The sequence below is a fragment of the Cellulosimicrobium sp. NPDC057127 genome (assembly GCF_042670945.1).
In the GTDB taxonomy this organism is placed as follows: domain Bacteria; phylum Actinomycetota; class Actinomycetes; order Actinomycetales; family Cellulomonadaceae; genus Cellulosimicrobium.
Genome location: NZ_JBHUUP010000008.1, coordinates 39,478 through 57,188, shown reverse-complemented (window position 1 = coordinate 57,188; position 17,711 = coordinate 39,478). Strand labels below are relative to the sequence as shown.

At 71.2% G+C, this 17,711-nt stretch carries 5 protein-coding genes; all 5 read right to left on the bottom strand.

Going from position 1 to position 17,711, the window contains the following annotated elements:
* Nucleotides 1–59: 59 nt before the first annotated feature.
* The 5 genes from ACFTZA_RS09665 to ACFTZA_RS09645 all read right to left on the bottom strand — a co-directional run bounded on the left by ACFTZA_RS09665 (nt 60) and on the right by ACFTZA_RS09645 (nt 17,659).
* Nucleotides 60–1,997, bottom strand: a complete 1,938-nt coding sequence (locus ACFTZA_RS09665; protein ID WP_378193405.1) for an OmpL47-type beta-barrel domain-containing protein — start codon at nt 1,995–1,997, stop codon at nt 60–62.
* A 35-nt stretch (nt 1,998–2,032) separates the two neighbouring features.
* Complete coding sequence (locus ACFTZA_RS09660; RefSeq protein ID WP_378193402.1) at nt 2,033–4,288, bottom strand: glycoside hydrolase family 127 protein; 2,256 nt, start codon at nt 4,286–4,288, stop codon at nt 2,033–2,035.
* 49 nt (nt 4,289–4,337) lie between these two features.
* Nucleotides 4,338–7,508 carry a family 43 glycosylhydrolase gene (locus ACFTZA_RS09655; RefSeq protein WP_378193399.1) on the bottom strand — a complete coding sequence of 1,057 codons (3,171 nt, stop codon included), beginning with the start codon at nt 7,506–7,508 and terminating at the stop codon, nt 4,338–4,340.
* Nucleotides 7,509–8,027: 519 nt separating this feature from the next.
* Nucleotides 8,028–12,551 (bottom strand): TIM barrel protein, encoded by a 4,524-nt coding sequence (locus ACFTZA_RS09650; protein ID WP_378193396.1) that lies wholly within the window; start codon nt 12,549–12,551, stop codon nt 8,028–8,030.
* A gap of 386 nt (nt 12,552–12,937) precedes the next feature.
* On the bottom strand, nt 12,938–17,659 hold the full coding sequence (locus tag ACFTZA_RS09645) for a discoidin domain-containing protein (protein ID WP_378193393.1): 4,722 nt from the start codon (nt 17,657–17,659) through the stop codon (nt 12,938–12,940).
* Nucleotides 17,660–17,711 lie beyond the last annotated feature (52 nt).

Here is a 17,711-nt window from a genome sequence, read left to right as displayed (position 1 = left end):
GCCCCGGGAGCGGGTGCTCCCGGGGCCCGTCGACGTTCAGCGCGCGGCCGGCCGGCGCGTCAGCCGCACGCCCGCGCGGCGTGCTCGACCAGCTGCTCGCTCGTGACCTCCTCGCCGTCGACCGTGGCGGTCGCGGTGACGGTCACCGCGCCGGCGTCGAGCGACGAGGCACGGACCGCGAACGCACGGTACGCGTTCGACCCGGGCGCGACGTCGGCGAAGGACTTCTCGCCGTAGGCCGTCGACAGGACGACGTCGACCGGCACGTCCTCCCCGTTCGCCGCCCGCACCGCGAGGTACGCCGTGCCCGCGAGGCACCGCGGCGAGACCTCGACGGCGACGTCGAGCGCCGGCTCCTCGGACAGCGCGGGCAGCACGACACGGCCGCGCTCCTCCTCGTTGCCCGCCGCGTCGGTCGCCGCGAACTCGATGACCTGCTCGGTGTCCGTCAGGGCACGCGTGAACGGCTCGGTGTAGGTGCCCCAGAACGTGCCCGGGCCCTCCCACTGGATCTTGTCCACGCCGGATCCGGCGTCGGCTCCCTCGAGCGTGATCTCGACGCTCGTGCCGAGGTCGCGGACCGTCGCCGTCGTGACCGGCGCGACGGTGTCGACGCGCAGCTCGCGCGCCCCCTCGCCGACGTTGCCCGCGGCGTCCGTCGCCCGGGCGGCGACCGTGTGCGTGCCGTCCTCGAGCGCGAACGGTCCGTCGTAGGCGACCCACGCCCCGCCGTCGACCGCGACCTCCACGGCGGGCGCGGCGTCGCGGTTGTCCGTGGCGGTCACCGTGACGGTCGGCGGGTCGGTGTACCAGCCCGACGTCGCCGGGCCCGGCTGTGCCGCGACCACCACCGTCGGCGCGATCGTGTCCTCGCCGTCGTCGGGCGCCACGACGAAGACGACGGCCTCCGCCGCGAGGTCCGTGCCCTCGACGTCGCCCTCGACGAAGAACAGCCCGTCGGGCTCGGCGTAGTCGGCGGGGTCGACGTCGTCCCACGTCACGGGGATCCGGCTGTCCATCGACGCGTCCTCGTACTCCGCGGTGACGGTCGCGGGCAGCGCCGGGGCGGTCCCCGCGAGCGTCACGACGCTCACGTAGTCGACGAACGTGATGGCTCCCGGCTCGCCGTCGCGCACGTGCACGGTCCCGGAGAACGGCTCGACGAGCTCGGGCGACGTGCCGACGACGTCGAACGACCCGGCAGCGGCCACGTCCTCGGCCGTGACCTCCTCCCAGTCGGCGTCGACCGTCTGCACCCGCCCGTCGGCGAAGATGGCGTCGATCTCCGCGGGCAGGTCGGGCAGGACGCCCACGTCGGTCGGGATGTGGACGGGGGAGTGGTCGATCGGGCCGTTCGGGTCGACCGGGTCCGGTTCCTCGACGCCGCCCGTGCCCCACAGCTCCCACTCGGACACGCCGACCGCCGAGTAGGTCGGCGTCGTCGTGCCCTGGAGCGCCTGGAACGTGGCGCGCACGCGCGTCGTGGTGACCGGGTCGAACGTCGTCTCGTTGGTCTCGAGGCGCTCCGTGCCGAAGCCGCTGGGGTTCGGTACGTCGACGAACGCGCCCGCGTCCTCGTCCCAGTACTGGAGGGTCCACGACGCCGGGACGCGCACGTTGTCGCCGTTCGCGTCGGTGCCGTCGGACCAGAACCGGATCACCGACCGGTCGATCGTCACGGGCGCCGGCCACGTGTACTCCAGCCACTGCGACGCGGGGCGGTCGCCGCTCCACGTCGCCCAGGTCGCGTCGTGCGCGCCGCCCGTGCTCACGCCCGCGCCGTCGTTGATCGCCTCGACGCGGTTCCACGGCGCCGTGTAGCTCGCCTCGGGCGCACCGACCAGGGCGACGTTGCCCGGCTCCGCCACGGCGGCCGACACCGCCGCCGGTGCCTTCGCGGTCACGTCGGCCAGGGCAGGGCCGGCGGACGCCGTCGCCGCCAGACCCAGGACCAGGGCGGCCGCGGCGATCCCCGCGACCGGACCTCTGCGCTGCATCCTCGTGCTCTCCCGTCGGTCCGTCGTCCGTGCGCTCATGCGATCCTCGCCTTCCCAGCCGTGACCAGGACCTTCTGCCCGTCGCGACGGCTGAGCAGACCCTCCGCGACGAACTGCTCGACGGTGCGCTGCACCTTCGTCAGGAACGCCGCGCGGTCCGCGAAGCCGCCGTCGCCCCACACCACGTCGAGGAACGACGTGCCGTTCGCGCGCACCGCGTTCGCCACCCCGCTGTCGCGGCCGGCGAAGACGACGCGCGGCTCGGACCGCTCGACGTACATGTGGTACTGGGTGTCGTCGCCCGACCACGCGGGCTCGAACGTGAGGTCGCCGAGCCGGTAGTAGCCGTCGCCGAGGTCGGTGAACGCGCCGTCCAGCGTCCCGTCGAGGCCGAGGTGCGCGTACAGCGACAGCTTGAGGTACTCGCGCGACGCGCTGCGCGCGAGGAGGACCGTCGGCCCGTTCTCGATGCTCTGGATCGCCGGGTTGTCGATCGTCGGGACGGCGCGGATGCTCAGCGGCATCGTCACGTCCACGACGTCGCCGGGGGACCACGACCGCGCGACGCTCACGTAGGTGCCGGGCACGGCGTCGATCTCCTGGTCGAGCCCGTTGACCGCGACCGTGAAGCCCTTGCGCACCCAGCCGGGCACACGCAGCCGCAGGTCGAGCTGCCCCGACCCGTTCACCGTGATCCGGCTCGCGCCGACCTTCGGGTACTGCGTCTCCTGGACGACCTCGAACCCCTTCTCCGCCCACGTCAGCGTCGACGCGAGGTAGAGGTTCACGTACAGCGCGTCGCCCTCGACCGTCCGGAAGTAGATCGAGTCGCGGTACTTCACGTGGTTCTCGAGGCCGGTGCCGCCGCAGCACGTGCCCGTGTTGCCGTACTCGCGGCGCGTCCCCGGGTTGACGCCGTACATGTACGTGACGTCCGGCGACGTGTCGGACTGCGTGTCCTCCTTCGACCCCACGATGTGGTTGAGCAGGCCACGCTCGTAGTACTCCATGTACGTCGGGTCGAGCGTGTGGAAGAACAGCAGGCGCGAGAGCTTGAGCATGTTGTACGTGCCGCACGTCTCCGCGTTGCGGGCGCCGATGTCGCCCGCGACGGTGTTCGGCGGACCGAACAGCTCGCCCTCGCCGTGGCCGCCGTGCGCGTACGTGCGGCCCGGCACGACCATGCCCCAGAAGCCCTCGACGGCGCGCCGGTAGCGCTCCTCGCCCGTGAGGTCGTAGACCTTGAGGTACCCGGGGAACTGCGGGATGTGCTGGTTGGCGTGCTTGCCGTTGAGCGTGTCCGTGCCCGCCGCGCTCGCGTCCACCAGCGTGTTGAGGTCGAACAGCTTCGCGGTCGCGACGAACGTGTCGTCTCCGGTGATCGACGCCAGATCGGCGAGCACCTCGTTCATGCCGCCGTACTCGCCGGCGATGTAGATGCCCCACATGCGGTCGAGCTGCGCCTGGGGCAGCACCGAGAGGCGGCTGTGCACCCAGCGGGCCATCGACGTCGCGATCTCGAGCGCCTGGTCGGACCCGGCGAGGCGGTACGCCTCGAGCAGACCCGCCATGATCTTGTGGCACGTGTAGTACGGCGCCCAGATCTCCCCGTACGGCGCGTACTTCTCGAGCTGGCTGAACTGCCACTCGCCGTACGCCGCGAGGAATCCCGGGTGGCTGAACCGGCCCATGGCCGCGAGCGCCGTCTGGACCTCGCCGAGCCCTTCGACGATCTGGTTCACCTTGTCGGCGAAGACGGCCTCGCCGGTGCTCGCGTACGCCAGGGACACCATGGACAGGAAGTGCCCGCCGTAGTGGCCGCGCAGGAGGTTGGCGGTCTGGGTGTTCGCACGGCCCGGGTAGTCGTCGGGCCCCCACGGCTCCTCGTTGGCGTGGCCGAAGCCCTCCCAGCCGCCGGGCGCGCTCGCCCCCCGCGTGTCGAGCCCGGCGTTGCGCCGGAACACCGCGAGGACGCGGTCCACCGGGTAGACGCGGGCGAGGTGCAGCATCTGGTCCTGCGACCGCGTCGCGACGCTCGGGGCGAGCGCCACGTCGGACATCGGGAACGGTTCGGCCGTCCAGCCGTCGAGCGTGATCGAGCGGTCGAGCGACCGCAGGAAGGCCCGGCTCACGGGCGGTGCTGCCGGGACGGCCGCGCGGGCGGGGGCGGGGGCGGCCGCGAGGGCGCTCCCGCCGCTCGCGAGCGCGACCGCGCCGGCCGTGGCTCCCGCGGCCAGCGCGCCGAGGCGCAGGACGGACCTCCGGGAGTACGTCGAGTCGTGCAGGGTCATGCGAGTTCTCTCCTTCACTCGTCGTCGAGCGAGACGTGTACGGCGGTGCTCAGGCGCAGTCGGTCGCGCCGAACGGGACCGCGAGGTCGGCGGACACCTCCTCGCCGGCGACCGTCGTCGTCCCCGTCACGGTGACGGTGCCCGCCGCGACCGACGCCGCCCGCACCGCGAACGCGTGGTAGGCGTTCTTCCCGGGCGCGACGGCCGCGAACGAGCGCTCGCCGTACGGCGTGGCGAGCGCGACGTCCAGGGGCGCGTCCCCGTCGTTGGTGGCCCGGACGGCCAGGTGGACGGTGCCGGCGAGGCACCGCGCCTGCGCCGTCGCCGTGAGCGGCAGCTCCGGCCCACCGGTCCCAGGGTCGTCCGCGAACGCGCGCCACTCGGTGACGGCGACCGCGGAGTACGTCGACCCGTTGCCGTTCGCCGTGAACGTCGCGCGCAGGCGCGAGGTCGTCACGGGATCGAACGTCACGGTGTTGAACGCGGTCGTGCTCGTGCCGTACCCGGACGGGTTCGCGACGGGCGACCACGCCTGCGCGGCGTCGTCCCAGTACTCCAGGACCCACGAGTCCGGCGCGTTGACGCCGTCGCCGCTGCCCGGCGCGGAGTCGCGCCAGAACTTCAGCTCGGTGCCCGTGAGGCGGATCGGCCGCGACCAGTCGTAGCGCACCCACTGCGTCGCCGGGCGGGTGCCCGACCACGTGCCCCAGATCTGCGCCTGGCTCGGGCTCGCCGGGTCGGCGCCGTCGTTGAGCGCGCCGACGCTGTTCCACCCGGCCGTGAACGACGCGGTCGCCGTGGCGATGGGCGCCACGTTCCCGCTGAGCGGCCCCGAGATGTCGGCAGGGATCGTCACGACCTGCGGCGTCCCGACGTTGCCGGCCGCGTCGACGGCTCGGAACGACACCCGGTGCTGGCCCGCGTCCGGCGCCGCGACGGGCCCGTCGTACACCTGCCACGCGCCCGTCCCGACCGCGTACTCGACCCGGGCGACGCCCGACGTCGCGTCCGTCGCCGTGACCGCCACGGTCCGGGCGGACTCGTCGAGGGCACCGGTGCTCACGGGCGCGACGCGGTCGATCCGGACGTCGAGAGCCTCCTCGGCGGACGTGTTGCCCGCACGGTCGGTCGCCGTCGCGACGACGCGGTGCTCGCCGTCGCCGGTCACGGGGACCTCGGTCGTGCGCACGTGGTCGGTGGCGACGGCCTCGCCGTCGTCCACACGGGTCGTGAGGACCACGCGGCCGCCCGAGTCGTCCGTCCCGTCCACGCGGACGCGGACGTCGGACCGGAACCAGCCGTCGCGGCCCGCGCTGCCGAGCGGGGTGAGCGTGACGTCGGGCGCGGTGTCGTCGCCCTCCGCCGCCTCCGCCGGGACGACGGTGACCTCGGCGCGCACGCGCCCGCCCGCGTACCCGAGCACGGACCCCTCGACCGTGAACGTCCCGGGGGATGCGACGTCGTCGGCGCCGACCTCGTCCCAGAAGGCCGGGACCTGGAGCGTCTCGCCGCCGGGGAACGTCACCGGGACGGTGCCCGGGAGCTCCGTCTCGGCGACCTCGACCGTCACCGCGGGCGGTTCGACGGCGTCGGGCTGCTCGGCGAGGACCTTCCACTCCTCGACCGCGACGGCCGAGTACGTGCTGCCGTTCGTCGAGGCGTCGAGGACGGCGCGGACCTGCGTCGTCGTGACCGGGTCGAACGTCGTGCCCTGGAAGCCGCTCGTCGCGGTGCCGTACGCGCTGGGGTTCGCGACGTCGACCCACGAGCCGCCGTCGGACGCGTCCCAGTACTGGATGCGCCACGACGCCGGGGCGGCGACGCCCACGCCCGTGCCCTGCGGCTGGTCGTTCCAGAACTCGATCTGCGAACCGGACAGGCGCATCGGCTGGTCCCACGTGTACTGGACCCACTGCTGGGGCGGGTTGCTGCCCGTCCACGTGCCCCACATGTCCGGGGGCAGTGGGTTGGGGCGGACGATCTCGTCGTTGAGCGCCTTCTTCCAGTACTGCGTCGGCACGGGCTCGTTGGAGACCGTGACCGTCGCCTCCTGCGCGACGTTGGCGCGCGGCGTCGTGTCCTTCGCCGGGGCCGGGGTCGTCACCACCTGCTTCATGCGCGGCGGCGTCTGCGAGTCGTCCCACTCGACGCGGTCGATCGCGACCGAGCGCCGGAAGTGGTTCCCGCCCTCCGCGTCGGCCGTGTGGTACGCGATCCACCACTCGCCGTCGAGCTCGAGGATGCCCGGGTGGCTCGTCGTCGACGACACCGGCGCGAGGACCGTGCCGCGGTACGTCCACGGGCCCTCGGGCGACGGCGCCGTGCCGTACGCGATGCACGCGTGGTAGTTGGCCGGGGTGCACGACGACGTCGGGCCGGCATCGTTCCCCGCGTACGCCATGTAGTAGGTGCCGTCCCGCTCGAACGCCCACGCCGCCTCGAAGAAGCCCTTGAGGCCGCGCACGGTCTGCACGTCCCCGGTCGTCGTGCGCATGTCCTGCTCGAGCTCGACCATGCGCAGGTTCCCGAAGCTGCCCCACCACAGGTAGACCTGCGCCTGGTCGCCCTCGCCGTCGACGAGGACGGTCGGGTCGATGTTGTGGATCGTGTTCGGCGTCGGGAGGGACTGCGAGACGATCGGGCCTCCGGCGTGGTCCGTCCACGGCCCCGTGGGGGAGTCCGAGACCGCGACGCCGATGCCGAACTTGTCGCTCGCGGTGCTCGCCGCCTCGTGGACGGGGACGTACCAGTAGTAGCGGCCGTCGACGCCCTGGACGACCTGGCCGGCGTACGCACGGCCCGGCGTCGCCCAGTCGAAGACCTGCTCGGGGCGCATGAGCGACGGGTGGTGCGTCCACCCGCCCGCGTCGACGTCGTCGGTCACGAACGCGCCCCACTCGTTCATGATGAAGTCGTTGGTCGTCGGCCCGGCCTCGTCGTGGCCCGTGTAGACGTAGAGCTGGTCCTCACCGGTGGCGTTCCCCGGCGCGCCGGCCGGCACCACGAGGGGCGCCGGGTCGGCCGAGTAGTAGCTGCCGTCGTCGAGGATCGGGTTCTCGGTGCTCGTGAAGGTGTACGGGTCGGCCGCGGACGCGGGTCCGGCCGTCACCGCGACCGTGCCCAGCGCGAGCGCCGCGCCGAGCACAGCGGCGAGAGGTCTCGTGAGCGCTCGATCGCGCCCGTGCGCCTGCGCCCGCGAGCGCCTGCCCTGCGTGGTCATCTGGTCTCCTGACGGTCGGCGCGGGACGACGCTGTCTCCTCGCGCGCTTCGGCGGTCCCGGGACCGCGCCGGTCGTGGCGGTGACGTCCCTGCGCTCCGGGTGCAGGGGTCGGACACGTCACCGCCGCCGGCGCGGCACCGTCGTGCTGCTCGGCCGGACGGGAGGTGCCAGGTCGCGTCGCGCTCGCGTCGTCACGGGCGTGCACCTCTCGTCGTCGAGATGGCTTGCCGGATCAACGTTCCACATCAGAAAGGCGAACGCAATGGTTTTCGGTCGGTGAGGACGACCTTTCGACCAGGCGTGCCTCACAGGCGGCCCTACTGGTTGCCGGATCGTTGCGACTCTGCGGGCGACCGGGCGTCGCGGGGGCACGTCACGGACCGCGTGCCCGAAACGCACCACGGGAGTTTTCGGTCTCGGACAGCGGTGTGCCCGCCGCGGTCGTCGACCGTGGCGGGCACACCGTCCCGGGCGGGTGAGGCGGAGTCGGACCCCGCCTCACCCGTCGTCAGGGGACGTCAGCCGCAGCTGGAGGCTGCGTACTCGGACTCGACCGTGGCCGTCCTCCCCTCGGCGTCCGTCGCCGTCACGGAGCTCGTGCCGGCCTCCACCTCGTCGGCCCGGACGGGGAACGCCTGGTAGGCGTTCTTGCCCGGAGCCACGTTCTCGACCGTCTTGCTGCCGTACGGCGTGTCGAGCGTGATGGTGAGCGGGACGTCCTCGTCGTTCAGCGCACGCACCGCGAGGTACGCGTTGCCCGCGAGGCACCGGACCTGCGTGGTGACCGCGACGGTCCGCTCGGGCTCGCCGGCCTCCATGCCGGTGAGGTACTCGAACCCGGTGGTGACGAACTCCTCGCCCTCAGGAGCACGGTCGTACTCCATCACGTAGAGCTCGACGCCGGCCTCCTGAGCCGCGGCCAGGATGTCCTGCAGCGGCACGTCGCCCTCGCCGAGGTTGGTGAACGTCGGACGACCACCGCTGTTGAGGTTGACGGCGTCCTTCACGTGCAGCAGCTCGATCCGGTCGCCGTACTCCTCGATCAGCTCGACCACGTCGACACCGGCGTGGGCGGCCCACGCGACGTCGAGCTGGAACGTCACGTACTCGGGGTTCGTCTCGCGGACCAGGATCTCCCAGGCCGTGAGGGTCTCGCCCTCGTGCTCGTACGTCGTCGTGAACTCCTGGTCGTGGTTGTGGCCGAAGAACTTCTCGAAGCCGGCCTCCACGGCCCGCTCACCGAGACGGTTCATCGCCTCCGCCGTCGCCAGCGTGTTCTCGTACGTGCCGATGCCCGGCTGCGGCCAGCCGCCCGAGCCCACGTACTCCTGACCCAGCGTCCCGACGTACTCCAGGGTCTCGTCGAACGTGTCCTCGTTCACGTTGTAGTGCGACGACTTCACGCTCAGGCCGTACGAGTCGGCCAGCGCCTTGAACTCCTCGGCGGTGTAGCCCGAGAAGTTGCCGCCGAACGGCTCGATGTTCTCGAAGCCGATCTCGCCCAGACGCTCCAGCACGGCCGGGAGGCCGACCTCGTTGACCCACGGGATCAGCGAGAACATCTGGACCGAGACCTGCTCGACCGGAACCGTGACAGGCTCCTGGGGCTCACCGGCCGGGAGACCGGTGAGGTACTCGTAGCCGGTGACGGCGAACTCCTCGCCCTCCGGGGCGACGTCGTACTCCATGACGTAGAGCTGGACTCCCGCCTCCTGCGCCGCGGCAAGGATCTCCTGCAGCGGCACGTCACCCTCACCGAGGTTGGTGAACGTCGGACGACCACCCGCGTTGAGGTTGACGGCGTCCTTGACGTGCAGGAGCTCGATGCGGTCGCCGTACTCCTCGATGAGCGCCGGGACGTCGACACCCGCGTGGGCGGCCCACGCGACGTCGAGCTGGAACGTCACGTACTCCGGGTTCGTCTCACGGACCAGGATCTCCCAGGCCGAGAGGGTCTCGCCCTCGTGCTCGTACGTGGTGCGGAACTCGCCGTCGTGGTTGTGGCCGAAGAACTTCTCCAGGCCCGCCTCGACCGTGCGCTCACCGAGACGGTTCATCGCCTCGGCCGTCGCCAGCGTGTTCTCGTACGTGCCGATGCCCGGCTGCGGGAACCCGCCCGAGCCCACGTACTCCTGACCCAGCGTCTTCACGTACTCCAGCGTCTCGTCGAACGTGTCCTCGTTCACGTTGTAGTGCGACGACTTCACGCTCAGGCCGTACCTGTCCGCCAGCGCCCGGAACTCCTCGGCCGTGTAGCCGTTGAAGTTCGATCCGAACGGCTCGATGTTCTCGAACCCGATCTCGCTCAGACGCTCGAGCACGGCCTCCAGGCCGACCTCGTTGACCCACGGGATCAGCGAGAACATCCCGATGGACACCTGGTCCACCGGAACCGTGATCGGCTCGACCGGGCCCTCGCCGACGGCGAAGGAGAGCTGGTCGACGTCGACGCCGCCCGTGCTCGTCACGACGATCGAGCCCGAGCCCTCGGGCACGCTGCTCAGCACCTGCGTGACGTCCTGCCAGCCCTCACCGGTGAACTCGAACTCGGCGAGCGCCTCGGACGTGTCGGTGCCCTCGGCCGTCCAGCCCAGGGAGACCGTGCCCTCGCCGCTGCCGCGGACGGTGATCTCGTTGATCGCCTCACCCGTGACGGCGTGCTGCAGCGCGATCGGGGAGTAGGAGAACGAGTCGCCCGCGTCGAGCGACGTCACGTAGCCGCCGGCACCGGCGGCCGCGTCGTCCACGACCTCGACGCCCTCGGCCGCGTCGTACCACTCGGCCTGCTGGACGTCGGGCTTGAGGATGTGCGTCGCCTCGCCGGTGATGGCGGGGACGTCGCCCTGAGCCTGGTCGGTGTACCGGACGACGAGGGTGCCGAAGATCTTCTCACCCTCACCGTGCTCGACGGCGTCCGGGCTCGTCTGGATCGTGAAGCCGCAGCCGGCCTCGGTGTCCGCGGCCCGACCGCTCACCTCGGGGTGAGCGTGTGTGTTGTGACCGAGACCGAACGTGTACTGGATGTTGCGGCACGTCGGCTGGTCGCCGTCCTCGGCGTCGTTCACCGAGACCGTGTACGGCACGGCGTCGCCCCAGTCGAAGATGGCGCCGTCCGGCTGGCTCAGCGTGATCTCGGGGGCGGTGTTGCCCACCGTGATCCGCTGGATCGCGAGGCCGAAGTTGCCGGCGGGGTCCGTGACGCGCAGCTGCACGTTGTACTGGCCCAGGTCGGTGAACGTGTGCGTCACCGTCTCGCCCTGGGCGTCGTACTCACCGTCGCCGTCGAAGTCCCAGTCGAACGTGAGCTCGGCGTTGGGCGTCTCCGCGTCGGCGGTCGCCGACGCGTCGAACGTCACCTCGAGCGGCGCGGTGCTGCCCGAGATCGGGTCGGCCGAGATGGCCGCCCGCGGCGTCGTGTCGTCCGAGCCGTAGGTCACCTTGTACAGGCCCGCGTCCGGGTTCTGGCGGAAGAAGCCGTCGCCGTACTCGAGCACGTAGAGGGCACCGTCAGGACCGAACTCCATGTCCATGACGTTGTCCCAGATCGGCTGGTTGACCGTCTCGAGGTGGCTGTTCGGCAGGAAGTTCTCCACGTGGGTGACCTCACCGGCGGACGAGAGCTCGTCCATGGTGAAGGCGACCACGTAGTCCTGCGAGAACTCGGCCATGAAGGGGTGCCCGTCCCAGTACTCCGGGAACTTGACGTCCGAGTCGAGGTTCTCGTCGAAGCGGTAGATCGGGCCGCCCATGGGCGCCTGACCGCCGCCGCCGAGCTCGACCAGCGGGTCGAGCACCTCGGGCTGGTCGCCCGGGTTGTCGCCGTAGTAGACCTGCGGCGCCGTCACGGGCGGGACCTGGTCGAGACCCGTGTTCCAGGTGGAGTTGTTCTCCGGCCCGGCGTCGCAGTCGAAGAACTGCTCGCCCGGCGTACCGGTCGCGTAGTCCCACTCGTTGTACGCCGCGTTCGGACCGTGGCAGTACGGCCAGCCGCCGTTCATCGGCTCGGTCGTGAGCTGCCACTCGACGTAACCCATCGGGCCGCGGTCGGGCTGGGCAGAGCCGGCGTCCGGTCCGTAGTCGCCCCACGACAGCGAGGCGGACTCGATGTCGTAGTCGATCCGGAACGGGTTGCGCACGCCCATGACGTAGATCTCTTCGCGCACGAGGTCGGGGTCGGCGTCCGTGCCGTCGAACAGGTTGCCCTCGGGGATCGTGTAGGTGCTCCCCGGGCCCACCTCGGTGTCGGCGGCGAGGTCCTCGATCGGGTTGATCCGCAGGATCTTGCCGCGCAGGTCGTTCGTGTTGCCGGCGCCGCGGCGCGCGTCGAAGCCGGGGTTCATGCCCGGCGCGTTGTTGATCGGCGCGTAGCCGTTCGCGCCCGGGGTCCCGGCCGGGGTGTTGTCACCCGTGGAGAGGAAGAGGTTGCCGTCGGCGTCCCACGCCATGTCGGCACCGACGTGGCAGCACTGGCCGCGCTGCGCGTCGACCTTGATGATCTCGCGCTCGGTGGACAGGTCGATCGAGCTCGTCGCCGGGTCCCACGTGAAGCGCGAGAGCTGGTTGTAGCCGAGCCACTGGTTCCAGTAGCTCTCGTCCTCGCCCTCGGGCAGGCTGTTCGGCGCGCTGCCCTGCGGCGTGGTCTCGGGGTACTCCACCCCGGTGGGCGACGTGCCCTCCATCACGCGGGGCGCGTAGACCATGTAGACGTAGTTGTTCTCCTCGAAGTTCGGGTCGAGGGAGATGCCCTGGAGCCCGTCCTCGGAGTTAGCGTAGACGTCCAGCTGCGCGATCTGGGTGGTCTGCCCGGTGGCGGTGTCGGTGAGGCGCACGACGCCGTCGCGCGCGGTGTGCAGGACCCGCGAGTCCGGCAGCACGGCGAGGTCGATCGGCTCACCGGTGTTCTTGCTGAGCAGGACCTTCTCGTAGTTGTTCCAGTCCGTGGCCTCCTGAGCAGCGGCCGGCGGGTCGACGACGTCCTCGCCGTGACCGGGGTGGGCGCTCGCGCCGCTGATCGAGAGTGGGACGAGAACCGCGGCGGACACCGCCGCGGCGACGCTTCGGGTCAGCCATCGCCGGCCCGTGGGTGGTTGGTGCACAACGTCCTCCTTGACGCAGATCGAGGAGCCGGCGGTCCCCGAGCGGCGACGAACGCCGTCACCGTTGCCGGCTGCTCGACGTCGTGCAGATCGGTGGACCCCCGTTGGGCTGGGAGCGCTCGACATCGAGCCTCCCGTGCGACGGAGGACGTGCGCCCTCCTTCACCCGCCCGAGGCTACAGACGACTTTCGTCGATGCCAATACGAAAGTTGAAAGTTCATCGTCCAGTTGCGGGATCCGCCAGGTGGGGATAAAGGCCCCCGGGCAGCACCACGGCCGGGTGCGCAGGGCCCGCGCCCTGCCCCACCCGGCCGTGGTCCTCACCCGCGCGTCAGCCGCAGCTGCGCGCGTCGTACGGCTCGGTGACCGTCCTCGCTCCTCCCTCGGCGTCCGTGGCCACGACGGTGACCTCACCGGCCTCGACGCCCGCCGCACGGGCTGCGAACGCGTAGTACGCGTTCTTCCCCGGCTCGACGTCCGTCACCGTCCTCGACCCGAAGGCCGTGTCGAGACGCACCGTGAGCGGGCCGTCGTCGTCGTTGGTCGCGCGCACCGCCACGTAGACCTTGCCCGCGAGGCACCGGGTCTCGGCGGTCAGGCTGACCTCCGGGCCCGTCGGGACACCGTCGCCCACGGTCAGCGTGAGCGTCGTCGACGTCGTGCCCGCCGTGCTCACGTAGTCCGGCAGCACGAGGTCGCCCTGGATCACGTGCACGCCGGGCTGCTCGACGACGGACGCGTCGTAGTCCCACTCGACCCCGATGGCCTGGTTGTCGCGGGACCCGTCGTTGTACGACACCTCGACCGTGGTGGGCAGCCACGGCTGCTCGCCGACGTCGACGGACTGCTCGAACTGCTCGGCGCCCTGGATGGAGATGCCGCCCTGCGAGCTCTCCGGACGCACGTAGACCCGCGCCTCGGCGATGAGGCCGTACGTCGTGTTCGTCCCGTAGACGACGAAGGGCTCGACGTTGGTCTCCGCGACCATGGCCGCCGTGATCGGCTGCCACGTGAAGTCGACCGTCCCGCGGCGGCCGCTCGAGTACACGACGTCGAGCGACGTCGGGAGCTCGGGCACCTCGCCGGTCACGGTGCGCACGAGGACCGGGGCGTCGACGCTGTCGACCGTGTCCCCGTTGACGCGCCAGCGCAGCACGCCCGTTCCCGCGCCGCCGCCCTGGACGCCGGTGATCCGGATCCGCAGCTGGGCGGCCTCGACGGGCTCGAACTCGAGCCGGTTGTAGGTGTCGCGCTGCAGCGCACCCGCGTAGGTCGACCCTCCGGTGAGGGTCACCGGCGTCCACGTCTCGCCGTCGGTCGAGTGCTCGACGACGTACGTGTCCGCGCGCGGCATGCGCGTGCCGCCGTTGTCGTCGTACCAGTAGATCTCCGTCGACGCGACGAGCACCGGCGACTCCCAGGCGTACCGGATCGACGCCGCGGTCGCGGCGCTCGTCCCGTTCGCGGGCTGGCCCCACGTCCCCCAGCCGTTGCCGGCGCCGGGCGCCGAGCTGGCGGGCGTGCCCGCGTCGTTGACGCGCTCGGGGTTCTCCCACGGCGCGGACCCGCTCGTCGAGATCGTCGCGAGCGCGCCGAACTCGGCCGAGGTGGCCTTCTCCGTGATCTCGACCTCGACGTCGCGCTCGGTCGTGAGCTCGCCGTCGGACGCGGTCAGCCGGAGGACGTAGTCACCGGCCACCGTGCCCGTGACCGACGTCGTCAGCGCGCCCTCGTCGCCGAAGATCACGCCTGCGCCGTCGGGAGCCGAGACGCTCGACCAGCCGTAGGTCAGCTCGCCGTCCTCGGGGATCCCGTCGTCGGTCACCGTGCCGACCAGGGTGGTCGAGAGGTTGCCGTCCTTCGAGCGGTCCACGCTCACCGCCACGGTCGGCGGGTCGTTGACGACCTCGGGGACGTCACGACCGGAGTCGAACACCTGGATCTCCGAGATGGCCGTCCAGTACGACGGCGTGTTCGTGAACGTCACCCGGACGCGGTCCGTCGTGACGGTCTCGAAGAGCGCCTCGTTGAACTTGGCCGCCGGGATCTTCGGGGCCTTGAACGCGTCGGGCACCGTGGTCCAGCCGCCGGAACCGTCCGGCACCTGGATCGAGTAGCGCAGCGGCTGACGGTACCCGCCCGCCTGCCGGTCGCTGACGAACCACACCTTGACGTTGTCGAACGACGTCGGCTCGCCCAGGTCGAGCTCGACGTACCCCGTGTCGCCCTCGGTGCCGTGGTTGCCCCAGTAGGGCTCGTTGACGGTCGTGCCGTCGTTCACCGCGTCGAGGGACACGGGTCGCTCGGTCGTGCTGATCGCGCCGGGCGTGTAGTTCATCGATCCGGTGCTCCAGCCGGGCGTGTGGAACTCGCGCCACGGCGTCGGGCGCGGACCCTCCTGCGTGGCCGACGACGACAGGGCGGCACCTGCCGCCAGGTTCGGCGCGTCCTCGGCGACGTCGATGCCCGCCGTGCGCAGGTAGGACGCCACCCGCTCGTCCTCGATCGGGGTGTCGACCGCCGTCGGCAGGTCGGCGCCCGTGTCGTCGTGGACGGTGACCCCGAGCCCCTCGTCGGACTCGACGACCTCGTTCGCGGCCGGGTCGTAGACGAAGCGGCCGAGCGCGTCGGCCGACGCCTTGCGCTCGCCGTCCACGAACAGCGAGTAGCCCTCGCCGAGGCCGTAGTGCGACCCGTCCTCGTCCCAGACGATCGTCACGTCATGCCCGTGGTACCGCAGGTTGTTCACCATGAAGTGGTCGTAGCCGAGGTCGATCGGCCAGAGCTCGATCTTGTCGTCGCTGCGCGGCTGGATGCCGCCCATGTCCTCGACGTAGATGTAGTTCATGTTCCCGAGCATCACGTGGTTCGGGTTGTTGCGGTTGTACGTCTGCGTGGCCGGGTTCCAGCTCGAGTAGTACTCCGCCTGGTTCGGCGCGCGCAGGTCACCGCCGGGGTAGACGCTCCACGCCATCCAGTCGAGCAGGCGGGCGGCGTACTCGGGCGTGACGTACTTCTGCTCGGGGTCGTAGTGCCGCAGCGCCGAGCGCACGGCCCGGTACTGCACCGTGAAGTTGATGTTCGAGAAGTTGTTCGAGCCGCCGATCTGGTACTTCGTCTTGTCGTACTGGTTGGCGGTGTAGAACGGGAAGATGGGGAAGTTGTCCCCGTAGCGCAGGAAGCGGAACCCGTCCTCGTACGTCGCGGCCTGGTCGAACGGGACGAGGTTCTGCGCGTAGACGTCGTAGAGGTTGGACTCGCGCGCCGGGATGAGGTCGCGCTCCCCCTCGGGGAGCGGGTTGGCGGCACCGTTCGCCGTCGGGGCCGACTGCGCCCCGTGGGACGTGCCCGCGAGGAACATGCGGGCCGACTCGCTCCACAGCCGGTCGAGGACCGACGTCTGGATCTCGTCCGCTTGGGCCTGCATCTCGGCGACCTTCGCCGCGTCGGCGCCGGCCATCTCGTACAGCTGCGCGGCGGCGTCGAAGTCGCCCCACACGTAGGCCGACTCCGGGCGCTCGATCGTCCGCGCGCCCGGCGCTCCGCCGTTCACGCGCGGGAACCCGAACGAGATGGCGTCGGAGTCGTTGCCCGGCATGTAGTTGGTGTCGTAGGCGATGAGGCCGTCGTCGTTGCCGTCGTAGTGCTCGAGCTGGCCCTTGCCGTCCCACTCGAAGTAGTACGCGAACCGCTCGGCGAGGTCCTCCCCGCCGCCGTGCACGTTGAACGCCTCGAGACCGGCCGTGCCGAGGTACTGCGAGTAGTGGTTGTTCCAGCTCGTGTGCCCGGGGCTGTCGAGGAACGCCGACGAGCCGGACAGCTCGCCGATGTTGAGGATCTGGCCGTACCCGAGGTAGGGGTTGCGGATCCACTTGGTGTCCTGCAGGTGCATCGGCTGCGTCAGCGCGACCGAGTTCTGGTACAGGTTCACGCCCTCGATGGTCGTCGGGTACTGGTACACGTACCCGGGCTCGTTGGCGTCGAGGCTGTTGTAGCGCTCGCCCCACCAGCGGTAGACGATCGCCTTCTCGACGCCCGGGCTCGGCACGTCGATGTACGGGATGTCCTGCGCCCAGCGGCGGTTGAACTCCGTGACGCCCTCGCGGAAAGCGTCGGCCGGGGCCAGCGCCGCGTACTCCTCAAAGCTCGCGCGCGAGCCGGGCATCGTGTCGCTGTGCAGCACGCCGACCACGGAGAGGTCGACCGAGCCGCCCGCCGGCACCGTGACCTCGCGGTCGAGGTTCGTCCCGTCGCGCTCGAAGCCGTCCGCCGTGAGCCCGACCGTGACGGTCGACCACGGGGTGTCCACGAGCCCGTTGTTCGACCCGCTGGTCAGCGTGCGCGTCCCGGTGAGCTCGTCCGCCGCGTCCGTCGACGTGGTGGCGAGCGGCGAGGCCGCCCGGACGGTGAACGTCGCGTCGGTGGCACCCGGGTTGGTGAACGTGATCGCCGTGAGGGCGACGTTGTCGTAGGTGATGAGCTTCTTGAGGTCGGCGGTCACCCCGGTCGTGCCGACGGTGTACCGCGCGGCCGCGTGGCTCGGCGCGTTGAAGCGCTCGGCGCCGACCTCGGTGATCGTCTGGCCGGGGACGGTGACCGTGTAGAGGTTGCCGAGGTTGTTCGGGCCGCCCGCGAACGCCGACCCCGCGAAGCCCATGACGTTCCAGTTGCTGTTCCCGCGCATGTAGAGCGTGCGTCCGCGCGTCTGCAGCACGCCGTTGCCCTGCGTGCCCTGCACGCCGAGCACACGGTCGAGGTAGTAGTCCGTGCCCCCGGCCGCGAGGTCCTTCTCGAAGATGGAGCCGTGCATCGAGCCGGCGGTCCACGGGACGCCGGGCTCGAGCGCCGCGGCCGCGGCGTCCACGCCCGTGTACGTCGGGTCACCGATGTCCATGGAGTCGGTCTCACCGCTCGTCCAGACGCCGACGTCGCTCTCGTTCTCCGGCAGGACCGGGTCCGCCCAGGCCGCAGCGGGCACGAGGGCGACGCCGGTCACCGCCAGCGCGCCCGTCATCGCCGAGGCGACGACCCTTCTCAACGTTCTTCCCGACATCACCAAGTCCTCTCCATCGAAAACCGGAAGCGGCGCCGGCGGGTCCTGCGTC

Coding starts and splice junctions, on each gene's coding strand:
- ACFTZA_RS09665 (WP_378193405.1), bottom strand. CDS start 1,997: ATGCAGCGCAGAGGTCCGGTCGCGGGGATCGCCGCGGCCGCCCTGGTC.
- ACFTZA_RS09660 (WP_378193402.1), bottom strand. CDS start 4,288: ATGACCCTGCACGACTCGACGTACTCCCGGAGGTCCGTCCTGCGCCTC.
- ACFTZA_RS09655 (WP_378193399.1), bottom strand. CDS start 7,508: ATGACCACGCAGGGCAGGCGCTCGCGGGCGCAGGCGCACGGGCGCGAT.
- ACFTZA_RS09645 (WP_378193393.1), bottom strand. CDS start 17,659: ATGTCGGGAAGAACGTTGAGAAGGGTCGTCGCCTCGGCGATGACGGGC.